The following is an 11,594-nucleotide window of genomic DNA, read 5'->3' on the forward strand; positions in this document are numbered from 1 at the left end:
GCACCGTGTCAAACGCTGCGGTTTTTCAAAGCCATCTCCAGATGGCGCAGGATGAGGTCGGTGTCGTAGTCCGTGGAGGTCTGGACCACCCGTTCCCAGTAGTTCAGCAGCGGGATGTGCGCCGGATTCTTCTGGAGCAGGTCGCGCTTGATGAACGGGAACTCCATGCGGGCGATCAGATAATCCCAGAAGAAATGGGTCCCGTTCAGCGGCACCCCCGCGTTGATCGTGTGGAAGACCTGCTGGATGAACCGCTTGCGCACGGGGTCCTGCAACGCGTCGCCGGTGACGTTGCCCTCCACCACCGCCTCGATCAGGGCGGCGGCGGCCTGCCGATACGGGAAGGCAGCCCGGCAATTCAGGCCGGATCGGCGCAGAGTGCGGGTCAGCCCGATCTCGTACTTGCGAACGATCCACGTCTTGGACTGGACGTAACGCAGTTGCCGCCAGAAGGCGGCGAAGGCCGGCGCGGCCAGGGCCGCCTTGTGGAACAGCAGGAAATAGCTCTGCAGATGGAAGGAGCGCTCCCAGCTGTCGGATGCCCCCCAGACATCGGCCTCCTCCGGTCCCATCCGGTCCAGCAGACCGCCCAGATGATACAAGGGGCCGTAAACGCTGTCGTTGGCGAGCAGCAGCATGTCCAGGGCGCCAGGATCGGGAACGGCTGCGATGCCCTCCTTGTAGGCGCCGAAGTCATAGCCGACGTTGTCGCGCCGGATGACCAGAGCGCAGATCTCCTGAAGCATCTCCACCTGCCCCAGGCGCGGCGCGTTGCTCACGAAGACGATGGCGAATCCGATGTCGTGGAGCTGGCGAAGGTAATGCCGCACGAAGTCGTGGACCACGCCTTGGCGGTCATAATGGACGAACACCACGACCCGGCGCGCGTCAGCCAGCGGCCGGTGCCCTTCCCAGCGCTCGCGCACATAGCTTTCCTTGCGGAAGAAGCTGGCGCCGTAGGAGAAATACCCTCCCAGCAGCTTGACCTGGGCGACCAGCCAGAAGAAGCCGATGCGCAGGCACGTGAGAAGGCGGGCCAGAGTGCTCATCATCGGGACGGTGCCATCCTCGGCGCGGTCAAAAACAGGAGCGCGATCAAACGGAAAGCCGCTGGGATCGGACCAGCTTCTCCGCCCGGTCACGCAGGTCGTCCGGCACCGCCGGCAGGCCCGGCGCGGGGGAGAGGAGGCCGCGCAGCGCCTCGGCTGCCTGAGGCTTCTGCCCCGTGGCAGCCAGGGCTTCGGCCTGGTGGTAAAGCGCCGGCCACAGCAGCGGGGTGCCCAGGGCGCGGCTCGTCTCTGCGGCCTTGCCGAACCAGCCGGCGGCCGTCTTCACCGCCTTGCGATGGTTGAGCGACAGGATGGCAAGAGCGAAGGCCGCCGAGGCCGCTTCCGCCGGCCCCCACTGGGCAAGGTCGTCCTCGACATCGCGGGCGAGACGGTCGGCGGCGGCGTAATGACCCAGGTTGACCAAGTCTATGAAGGTCTGCCGGCGCAGGCCGGTCAGGATGGCGGGCGGGATGCGCTCGCCCAGGATAGGGCTGGTGTCGCGCGCCAAGCGCTCGATGCCGTCGGCTGCCGCGAGCGGCTTGCTCCAGGCCAGGATGCCGGCGGCGTGACCGCGGGCGCGCCAGGCGAGGTCGTCGGTCTCGCCGTCGTCGGCGCCCGCCGCCTGCAGCGCGGCGCGCGCCCGCTCGCCGGCCTCACCCGCCGCCAGAAAGTAGAGACGCGCCCGCTCGCGGTCGTCGTCGTGCAGCCACGCGGCGATGCCCAGACAGTAGAGGATGCCGCACAGGCTGAACGGGGCGCGGTCGTGGAAGTCCGCGATGTCGGCCGGCCAGTCGGCCATCGACGGCAGGGCATCCGGCTTGTCCAGTTCCAGGCCCCAGCGCGCGCGGCAGGCATCGAGCACCGGAACCACCTCCTCGCGCGCCTCGGTGAAGCGGCCGGCGTGGGTCAGCTCCTTGAAGCGGCGGTAGCGCAGGCCGAGCCCGAGCGGGGTGTCGGCGGCGACGGTCCGCGACCGTTCGGCAAGATAGTCGAGGTAGCGCGCCCGGTCGAGCCGGCGGGACAGGTCGGCCGTTCCCTCCGTCATCGCGGCGGTGGCGCGCAGCGTCGGCCCGTGTTCGGACACCGAGACGGCGGTGAAGCCGGCACGGCGCAGCAGAGCCTCGAAGCCCTCGCGGCTGTAGAGCGTGACGTGGTAGCCGGGGCTGAGCAGCGGCACCAGGACGCCAGCGGCGGTGTCGGGCGCGATCGCGCCGGCGTTGGGCGTGGTCAGCAGCAACGTGCCGCCCGGCGCCAGCACGCCACGCAGGATGGACAGGAAATCCAGCGGCTCGAAGATGTGCTCGACCACCTCGGAGCAGAGGACGAGGTCGAAAGGGTCGGGGCCGGCGTCGGCCGGCGTGCGCAGATAGGTGGACGAGATGTCCAACCCCAGCAGGTCGCGCCCGGCGCGGGCGGCGAAGCCGGGGTCGATGCCCTGGACCGACCAGCCGAAAAGGGTCCGCGCGACGTCGAGCGAGAAGCCAAAGCCACAGCCGATCTCCAGATAGCGGCGGACCTTGGACGGGTCGATGGCGGACAGCGGCTCGGCCATCACGTCGATGCCGGCTCCCTGTTCCAGGTAGAAGGCGAGCGCGGCGTCGGTCGCCTGGGCGCTTTCATATTCCGGCTGCCGGAGTGTCGGAAAGAAGGCGGTGCCGCAGCGACCGCACAGGGCCAGGGGCAGCAGCGGGTTGGGCGGGACGGCCGACTGGACGGTCAGGCGGACGGACTTCGGGCTGGCGTCGGCACAGGCCGGGCAAACCGCGTCAATGGGCGCGGCGCTGCTGGTGTTCCAGTCGATGTGCATCTGCTCACAACCTGCAAGGGGCCCGGATCGACCGGGAGAGGAGTAAAGCCGCAATAGCAGAATACGCAACGGACAGGCAACCACGCTGACGCCGTGCCCCGCCGCAGGCCGCCTGTTTCCTGCCGCACTTCCAATGGCCCACGGCCAGCGGGCGCCTCCGCCCCCGCAACAGACGCCGACGAGCCAGAGACTCCGCCAAGCGTCCAGAACCTCCATGAGCACGGCCCCGCCCAGAGCGAGGGCGGCGTCCGCGCCAGAAGCAGCCCACCGAACAGCAGGCCATAGGCGATGGCCAGGACCGCGATCAGAAAGGTCTCCGGCCGCACGGCGCCAGCCACGCCCCTACGGGAAGTTGGCGGCCAATGGACCTACGGTCCGTGGGTGGGCTGCCAAGGGGCCTGCCGCTGGACATCCGTCTTTTCCTGTTCCGTGTTTCCTTGGAACAGGCCGCGATCGGAGCGGCCAAGCATGGGCAGACAGAAGCACAACGCAGACTTGCCTGGGAATGGCGAAGCGTTCTCGCCACGCCACCGGAGGGCTGTTAGAGTGCGCGCCCCGCCCCCATCACCGCCGTACCGGTCCTGCCGCACCGGCTCTGCCGAAGGCCGAGGAATGTCCGTCACCCTCCTGCATCTCGATCCCGGCCTGCCACCCCGTGTTCCGCCGCACCGCGACCTGGTCTGGGGCTTTTCCGGATGGGCCCGCCGCCGGGGCGCCCGGCTGCGCGCGGCCATGGTGATCGTCGGCCCGACGCACTTCCCGGCCGTGGAGCTGAACACGATCCGCTTCGACGCCGAAGCCGCACAGCGCCGCCACGGCGTCGAAGCGGATCTGGCCTGCGGGTTTTGGGGGCTGGCCACGCTGCCCGCGTCCGCGGCTGGCGAGACGCAGCGGCCCGTCCTGGCGCTGGAGTGGACGGACGGCACGCGGGAGGAGTGGCCGGCAGAACCCGTCGCCGTAGAGAATGCGGCCCCCTCGCTGCCGGTACCGTCCCTGGGAAAGGGGCTGGAGGAAGGCGCGCCACTCGTCGCCATTGCCATGGCCACCTACAATCCCGACCCGGCCCTGTTCCGGGCGCAGGTCGATTCCATCCGCTCCCAGACGCACGAACACTGGGTGTGCCTGATCGAGGATGACGGCTCCGACGACGCCCACTGGCGGGAGATCCTGGAGGCGACATCCGGCGATGGCCGCTTCCTCCCAGTGCGCAACAGCGTGAACCTCGGCTTCTACCGCAACTTCGAACGCGCGCTGGGCCGCGTCCCGCCCGAAGCGGAGTTCGTTGCCCTGGCCGACCAGGACGACCGCTGGGCGCCCGGTCGGGTCGCCGCGCTGGTGGCTGCCTTGAAGGACGGTAGCCGAGATGGTCGACGGGACGGGGCCGTCCTGGCCTTCGGCAACATGCGCGTTGTGGACGGCGCCGGCCGGGTCGTGTCGGAAACTTTCTGGCCCGGCCTGGACAGCCGCCACGACAGCCTCGACGCGCTGCTGATGGCCAACGCCGTCACCGGCTGCGCCTGCCTGTTCCGGGCCTCGCTGCTGCGGCTGGCCCTGCCCTTCCCGGCGCTCGGCCGTCTCGCCTTCCACGACCACTGGATCGCCTGTTGCGCCGCCGCTGAGGGCACGATCGCCTACTTGCCTCAGTCGCTGGGTGATTATGTCCAGCATGGGGCCAACAGCCTGGGTTACCGGCGGCGACCCGGACTTCGGCTGGCCGCCAAGCTGGTCGCCGCGCTCGCCCTCGCCCCGGCTCTGGCGCTCGTGGCCCAATCGGCGGCGGCCCGGCAACGGCTGGCCGGGCCGCTGCACCTGCTGGTCGGCCTGCCGGACGCCGAGTTGGTCTGCCGCGCCGCCTTCGCCGAGACGCTGCGCCGGCGCGGCGAAGCGAAGGACGGTCCGGAGAGCGATGCGCAGCGGGTGGCGATGGCCACTTTCCTGCCCGGACCACATCCAGGCCGCCGCCTGTTGGCCGCCCTGCTGCGGCGCGCGCCCCGTGGGCGGGCCTTCCGCGGGGTGGCGGCGCGCCTCTTCACCGGCTTGGCGATCGGGCGGCTGGTCGGCCTGCCGGCACGGCTGCGCCCACCCTCCGGCACGGTGCGGTAACGAAAGCGAGCGCGCCCGCCAACGTTGGCCCTCTGGCCTCTTCGTGCGCTTGCCCCCATGTGTGTTCCCTGTGCCTGCTTGGGAACGCGATGCCAAACCTGCCGGACGACCTGCGCCTTCTCGAGGCGGAAGCGATCGCCATCCTGCGCGAGGTCGTAGCGGCCTTCGCCCGGCCGGTCCTGCTCTATTCCATCGGCAAGGACAGCGGCGTCCTGCTGCATCTGGCGCGCAAGGCCTTTCACCCCGGACGCCTGCCGTTCCCGCTGCTCCATGTCGACACCGGGTGGAAGTTCCGCGACATGATCGCCTTCCGCGACGAGACGGCACGCCGGCTGGGGCTGGACCTGATCGTCCATGTGAACCATGAGGGCGCGGCGCGGGGGATCGACCCGATCCGCTCCGGCTCCGCCGCCCACACCCAGGTCATGAAGACGGAAGCGCTGCGCCAGGCGCTCGACCGTCATGGTTTTGACGCGGCCATCGGCGGCGCGCGCCGCGACGAGGAGAAAAGCCGCGCCAAGGAGCGCGTCTTCTCCGTCCGCACCGCCGCCCACAGCTGGGACCCCCGCGACCAGAGGCCGGAGTTGTGGCACCTCTGGAACACGCGCATCCGGCCGGGAGAATCGGTCCGCGTCTTCCCGCTGTCCAACTGGACCGAGATGGACATCTGGCGCTACATCGCGGCAGAAGGGCTGCCGGTGGTGCCGCTCTACTTCGCGGCGGAGCGCCCGGTCGTCCACCGCGCGGGCACGCTGATCATGGTGGACGACGACCGCCTGCCGCTGGAGGCGGGCGAGGTTCCGGAAAGGCGCCGGGTCCGCTTCCGCACGCTCGGCTGCTACCCGCTGAGCGGGGCCATCGAGTCCGAGGCCACGACGGTGGAGGCCATCATCGCGGAGATGCGCGCGTCGCGTACCTCCGAACGGCAGGGACGCCTGATCGACGGCGACGAGCCCGCCTCCATGGAGCGCAAGAAGCGGGAGGGCTATTTCTGATGGACTCCGGCACCGCTCCCATCCCCGCACGGGGACTTCTGCGCTTCCTGACCTGCGGGTCTGTGGACGACGGCAAATCCACGCTGATCGGCCGGCTGCTGCACGACGCCGGGCTGATCCCCGACGACCAGCTGGTCCAGGCGCGGCGCGAGAGCCGCGGCCGCACCGGCGAGGAGAACGGCATCGACGTCTCGCTGCTGGTCGACGGGCTGGAGGCCGAGCGCGAGCAGGGCATCACCATCGACGTCGCCCACCGCTTCTTCGCCACCGACCGGCGCAGCTTCATCGTCGCCGACGCGCCGGGACACGAGCAGTACACCCGCAACATGGCCACCGCCGCCTCCACCGCCACCCTCGCGGTGCTGCTGGTCGACGCGCGCAAGGGCCTGTTGACCCAGACGCGCCGCCATGCCGTCGTCTGCTCCCTGATGGGCATCCGCCACGTCGTGCTGGCGGTCAACAAGATGGATTTGGCCGGCTGCGACGAAGCGGTCCACACCGCCATCGCGCGGGCCTTCGCGGATTTCGCCGCGCCGCTCAGTTTCGCCACGGTAACGGCGATCCCCCTGTCGGCGCGGCGCGGCGACAATGTCGTCCACCGCTCCGCCGCCATGGGCTGGTACCGCGGCCCCACCCTTCTGGAGCATTTGGAAACGGCCGCGGTGGAGGACGGGGATGCGTCCGCCGGGCCGCTGCGCTTCCTGGTGGAGTGGGTCAACCGCCCCTCTCCGGATATGGTATCGGACTTTCGCGGCCTGTCCGGAACGCTGCTGTCGGGCCGCCTGGAGCCGGGCGACGCCGTCACGGTGTGGCCGTCGGGGCGGAGCGCGCGGGTCGCCCGCATCGTCGCCTTCGACGGAGACCGACCGCTGGCGCAGGCCGGCGACGCGGTGACCGTGACGTTGGAGGAAGCGGTGGACGCCGCGCGCGGCGATCTGCTGGCCGGCCCGGACGAGGAGCCGGAAGTGGCCGACCAGTTCGCCGCGCACCTGCTGTGGATGGCGGAGGAGCCGCTGATCCCCGGCCGCTCCTACCTGCTGCGGGCCGGCGCGCGCTGGATGCCGGCGACCGTCACCGCGCTGCGCCACGCGGTGAACGTGGAGACGCTTGAGCACACCGCCGCCGCGACGCTGGGCATGAACGCGATCGGCCTGTGCAACCTGTCTACGGCGGCGCCTCTCGCCTTCGACGCCTACGCGGCGAGCCGCCGCACCGGTTCCTTCATCCTGGTGGACCGCTTCTCCAACCGGACCGTCGGCGCCGGGATGATCCGGCACCCGCTGCGCCGCGCCGCCAACTTGCACCGCCAGGAGTTGGCCGTCTCGGCGGAGGAGCGCGCCTCGGCCAAGCGGCAACGCCCGGCGGTCCTGTGGTTCACCGGCCTGTCGGGGGCCGGCAAGTCCACCGTCGCCAACCGGCTGGAACGGCGGCTGCACGCGCTCGGCCACCACACCATGATGCTGGACGGCGACAACGTCAGGCTGGGGCTCAACCGCGACCTCGGCTTCACTGACGCCGACCGGGTCGAGAACATCCGGCGTGTGGGGGAAGTGGCGAAGCTGATGACGGAGGCCGGGCTGATCGTGCTCTGCGCCTTCATCGCCCCCTTCCGGGCCGAACGGGAGGTCCTGCGCGCCCTGTTCCCGGAGGGCCGTTTCCTGGAGGTGTTCGTGGACGCACCGCTGGAGGAGTGCATGCGGCGCGACCCCAAAGGGCTTTACGCCAAGGCCCGCTCCGGGACCTTGCGCAACTTTACCGGCATCGACTCCCCCTACGAGCGGCCGGAGGCACCGGACCTGCGGCTCGACACCACGGTGGAGGATGCCGACGCGCTCGCCGCACGGGTGATCGCGGATCTGCGAGCCCGGGGCATCCTCGGCGCCTGACCGCGGCACCCGGCCGGCCGCACGCCCCCGCCCAAATTTCTGGACATCCGGCCATCGGCGCGCATTCCTCTCCACGAAGGGCCTGGCCGCCCAAGAGCCATTGTCAGAGAAACGTTGCCAAGGGGAACACCATGGCCGGAATCCGCAGCTACAATCGACGCGTCCTGGTGACCGGCGGCGCCGGCTTCCTCGGCTCGCACCTGTGCGAACGGCTTCTTGCGCGCGGCGACGAGGTGGTGTGCGTGGACAACTACTTCACCGGCGCGCGCGCGAACATCGCCCATCTGCTGGGTAACCCGCGCTTCGAGGCGATCCGGCACGACGTCACCTTCCCGCTCTATGTGGAGGTGGACGAGATCTACAACCTGGCCTGCCCGGCCTCGCCGATCCATTACCAGCACGACCCCGTGCAGACGACCAAGACCAGCGTGCACGGCGCCATCAACATGCTGGGGCTGGCCAAGCGCCTGAATGCCCGCATCCTCCAGGCCTCGACCAGCGAGGTCTACGGCGATCCCGTCGTCCACCCCCAGCCGGAGGAGTATTGGGGCAACGTCAACCCTATCGGCCCGCGCTCCTGCTACGACGAGGGCAAGCGCTGCGCCGAGACGCTGTTCTTCGATTACCACCGGCAGCATCGCGTGCAGATCAAGGTGATGCGCATCTTCAACACCTACGGACCGCGCATGCATCCCAACGACGGCCGCGTCGTCTCCAACTTCATCATGCAAGCGCTGCGGGGCGAACCGATCACCGTCTACGGCGACGGCGCGCAGACGCGGTCCTTCTGCTACGTCGACGACCTGATCGACGGCATGATGCGGCTGATGGACTCCGACCCTGGTGTCACCGGCCCGATCAACATCGGCAATCCGGGCGAATTCACCATGTTGGAACTGGCCGAGCGGGTGATCGCGCTGACCGGTTCGCACTCAGCCATCGAGCACCGCTTGCTGCCCCAGGACGACCCCCGGCAGCGCCGCCCGGACATCACCAAGGCCAAGACCCTGCTGGGCTGGGAACCGGCGGTACCGCTGCACGAGGGGCTGGCGCGCACGATCGACGATTTCCGCCACCGCTTCTTCGCCTGACACCGGCCACGGACAGGCCTTGCGGGGTTGGAGTCTTGTCGCGCCCTTCCCTCATCGCCCCAGGCTCGACAGCTCCATTCTCCACCTTTCCGACCTGTCCATCGGCTGAAAAACCGCCAGTCGATGGCCGGAACGAGTCGCGATGCGACTCGCGTTCCCGCCCGATTCGCCGCAAACCCACGATTCGCAAGGAAAAACCTGGAGTTTTGTCGCGTCACCCCAAGCTTCCACAGATGGAACCGGTTATCCACTGGAGTGTTGTCGCGGGATTCCTGGACTCTTGTCGCGCGACTCGCGATTCTCTACTGGAGTCTTGTCGCTCAAACAAATAGGTAAATCTAGTAACCTTACAAATAGTCTGCGCGACAAGATTCCAAATTGCCGCCATCAACCTACCGTGTTATGGATCGAAACCTAAGTTGATCTGGAACAAACGGCGAGAACAGCGCGCTATGGGCCAGTTGCATCGCCTGATCAGTCAGGTGGGCCGTGAGCAGGCGAAAGCACTCCAGAGCGATCCGGAGCAGCGCTCGCTGATCGACATCGCTGCGGCGGTCTTGGAGGAGGAACGGCAGGAGCTTGGCATTACCTATTCAGGTTTTGCCTTGACCGCGCTTCCCCATCGCCGTCTGCCCGACGACCAGCCTTGGGAGCGGCGCGGCCACCGGATTCGTCTGCTGATCGAACCCGGTCGACTGCCGGTACGCGGCGGTGGTTTCAAGCTCTACGGCGTTCCTTACGGAAGCCGTGCGCGGATGATTCTGCTCTATTTGCAAACCCGTGCCCTCCAGACCGACAGCCGGGAGGTCGAACTGGGCCGCAGCATGCACGACTGGCTGGACCGCATGGGCCTCTCGGTGGGCGGGCAGACATACCGCGACATCCGGGAACAGGCCTCGCGGATCGCCGCATGCAACCTGACCTTCGCCTGGGAAGATGCCAACAGCCTGGGTTTCGAGAAGGACTCGATCGTCAAGGGCGGCATTCATTTCTCGTCTGAACACAATTCGCCGCAAGGCACGCTGTGGGAAGACCGCGTCCTCCTCTCCGAAGCCTTCTTCCGCGAACTGAAGGCTCATCCAGTGCCCATTTGGGAGCCGGCGCTGCGGCACATCCAGAACAACAGCACAAGCATCGACATCTACATCTGGCTGGCCTACCGGCTGCACAGTCTGAACAAGGCAACGACCATCACTTGGCCAGCGGTGTTCGAACAGTTCGGCGCGGGTTATGCCCGGCTGCGCGATTTCCGGAAACGCTTCATCGAGGCTCTGCAGCTGGCGCTCGCGGTCTATCCCGACGCGCGGGTTGACGTAGAGGAGCATGGGCTTCTCCTGCACCCCTCACCGCCGCCAATTCCGGAGCGCAAGATGACTCAACTCATGCGCTGACGGACCGTGAAGGGACGCGACAAGACTCCAAGCGCCCCTCCTGCCCACCCGGTCACAGAAACCTTCCAATTGTCGTCCTTCACCAGGCACCCAGCCGAAACCCGACGGGCCTAAGCAGATGACGGCAAATCGTTGCGCCCAACGGAACGAACGACAGCTGGATCGGTCACGGTGACCGCTTCCTCGGTTCTGATGCTGACCCGCTATGGCCGGTTGGGAGCGAGCAGCCGCCTGCGTTTCCTCGCCTACCTACCGGCCTTGCGCGATGCCGGCTTCCAGGTGATCGAGGCTCCGTTGCTCGATGACGGTTATCTGCAAAGGCTTTACGGCGGTGAACCGCTCGATCGGCGTCAGATCGCCGCTGCCTATGCCCGGCGCCTTGCCGCTCTCCGCAGCGCGCGACGCCATGGCGTGGTCTGGTTGGAAAAAGAAGCCCTGCCTTGGCTGCCCTTCAAGGCGGAAGCCGCGGCAGGGCTTGGCCGCACCCCTTATGTCATGGACATCGACGATGCGTGGTTCGAGCGCTACGCCGGCCACCGGCTGGCGCCGGTGCGCGCGCTGCTCGGTGGCAAGTTCACAGCGCTTGCCCGCAACGCACGGATTGTTCTGGCCGGCAGCCCCTACCTTGCCGACTGGGCGCGTGGCGCCGGCTGTCCCGACGTTCGCCTCCTGCCGACGGTTGTGGATCTCGCGCGCTATCCGCTGCTTCCCGTTTCCGACGAATGTGGCAGCGGCAAACCAAGACGTCCGGCAATCGTGGGGTGGATCGGCTCGCCATCCACAGCGCGCTATCTTGGTATGGTTGGGGGGGCGCTTGCCCGTCTCGCAACGATCCTGCGGTTGCGGGTCATTGGAGCTTCGAATCTCGCCTTGCCGGTGCCGGCGGACTGCCTGCCCTGGCGCGAGGACGGCGAGACCGAGGAACTGAGCCGCTTCGATATCGGCATCATGCCTCTGCCGGACAGCCCTTGGGAGCGCGGCAAATGCGGCTACAAGCTGATCCAGTACATGGCGGCGGGTCGTCCGGTCGTTGCCTCTCCGGTCGGAGTCAACACCACCCTGGTGCAGCATGGGGTGAACGGCTTCCTGGCTGACGGCGAGGACGCTTGGGCCGATGCCCTCGGCCGGCTGGCCGCTGACCCGGCGCTGCGGGCCCGCATGGGCGCGGCAGGCCGGCAACTGGTGGAGGAGCGCTACGCGCTGTCCGTCACCGCGCCGCAGTTGGTCGACGCTCTGCGCGCAGCGGCCGGCGGCCGCTGAAGCAGAGCGTCG

At 68.4% G+C, this 11,594-nt stretch carries 8 protein-coding genes; 6 read left to right on the forward strand and 2 right to left on the reverse strand.

Features of this window, described 5'->3' with window-relative positions; translation table 11 throughout:
* Positions 1 to 8: 8 nt before the first annotated feature.
* Complete coding sequence (locus DXK32_RS15900) at positions 9 to 1,052, reverse strand: rhamnan synthesis F family protein (protein WP_114859401.1); 1,044 nt, start codon at positions 1,050 to 1,052, stop codon at positions 9 to 11.
* A gap of 43 nt (positions 1,053 to 1,095) precedes the next feature.
* A complete protein-coding gene (locus tag DXK32_RS15905; protein WP_162801193.1) occupies positions 1,096 to 2,856 on the reverse strand; it encodes a class I SAM-dependent methyltransferase in 1,761 nt (586 codons plus the stop codon).
* 612 nt (positions 2,857 to 3,468) lie between these two features.
* Between DXK32_RS15905 and DXK32_RS15910 the strand changes: the two genes are divergently transcribed.
* The 6 genes from DXK32_RS15910 (at position 3,469) to DXK32_RS15935 (ending at position 11,582) form a co-directional block, all read left to right on the forward strand.
* Positions 3,469 to 4,959 (forward strand): glycosyltransferase, encoded by a 1,491-nt coding sequence (locus DXK32_RS15910; protein WP_162801194.1) that lies wholly within the window; start codon positions 3,469 to 3,471, stop codon positions 4,957 to 4,959.
* Between the two features lie 89 nt (positions 4,960 to 5,048).
* Entirely contained in the window at positions 5,049 to 5,954 is a 906-nt protein-coding gene (gene cysD, locus DXK32_RS15915; RefSeq protein ID WP_114859404.1) for a sulfate adenylyltransferase subunit CysD, read from the forward strand.
* A complete protein-coding gene (gene cysC / locus DXK32_RS15920; protein WP_114859405.1) occupies positions 5,954 to 7,840 on the forward strand; it encodes an adenylyl-sulfate kinase in 1,887 nt (628 codons plus the stop codon). Before cysD ends, cysC begins: the two co-directional genes overlap by 1 nt.
* A 131-nt stretch (positions 7,841 to 7,971) precedes the next feature.
* Positions 7,972 to 8,931 carry a UDP-glucuronic acid decarboxylase family protein gene (locus tag DXK32_RS15925; RefSeq protein ID WP_114859406.1) on the forward strand — a complete coding sequence of 320 codons (960 nt, stop codon included), beginning with the start codon at positions 7,972 to 7,974 and terminating at the stop codon, positions 8,929 to 8,931.
* A 452-nt stretch (positions 8,932 to 9,383) separates the two neighbouring features.
* Positions 9,384 to 10,322: a replication protein RepA gene (locus tag DXK32_RS15930; protein WP_114859407.1), complete on the forward strand. Its 939-nt coding sequence runs from the start codon at positions 9,384 to 9,386 to the stop codon at positions 10,320 to 10,322.
* 171 nt (positions 10,323 to 10,493) lie between these two features.
* Positions 10,494 to 11,582, forward strand: coding sequence for a glycosyltransferase family 4 protein (locus DXK32_RS15935; protein ID WP_247877179.1), 1,089 nt, complete (start codon positions 10,494 to 10,496; stop codon positions 11,580 to 11,582).
* Positions 11,583 to 11,594 lie beyond the last annotated feature (12 nt).

The organism is Azospirillum brasilense (assembly GCF_003349955.1).
Classification (GTDB): domain Bacteria; phylum Pseudomonadota; class Alphaproteobacteria; order Azospirillales; family Azospirillaceae; genus Azospirillum; species Azospirillum brasilense_B.

Excerpts from the sequence above, each read along its gene's own strand:
- DXK32_RS15900 (WP_114859401.1), bottom strand. The coding sequence starts at position 1,052 with ATGATGAGCACTCTGGCCCGCCTTCTCACGTGCCTGCGCATCGGCTTC.
- DXK32_RS15905 (WP_162801193.1), bottom strand. The coding sequence starts at position 2,856 with ATGCACATCGACTGGAACACCAGCAGCGCCGCGCCCATTGACGCGGTT.
- DXK32_RS15910 (WP_162801194.1), top strand. The coding sequence starts at position 3,469 with ATGTCCGTCACCCTCCTGCATCTCGATCCCGGCCTGCCACCCCGTGTT.
- cysD (WP_114859404.1), top strand. The coding sequence starts at position 5,049 with ATGCCAAACCTGCCGGACGACCTGCGCCTTCTCGAGGCGGAAGCGATC.
- cysC (WP_114859405.1), top strand. The coding sequence starts at position 5,954 with ATGGACTCCGGCACCGCTCCCATCCCCGCACGGGGACTTCTGCGCTTC.
- DXK32_RS15925 (WP_114859406.1), top strand. The coding sequence starts at position 7,972 with ATGGCCGGAATCCGCAGCTACAATCGACGCGTCCTGGTGACCGGCGGC.
- DXK32_RS15930 (WP_114859407.1), top strand. The coding sequence starts at position 9,384 with ATGGGCCAGTTGCATCGCCTGATCAGTCAGGTGGGCCGTGAGCAGGCG.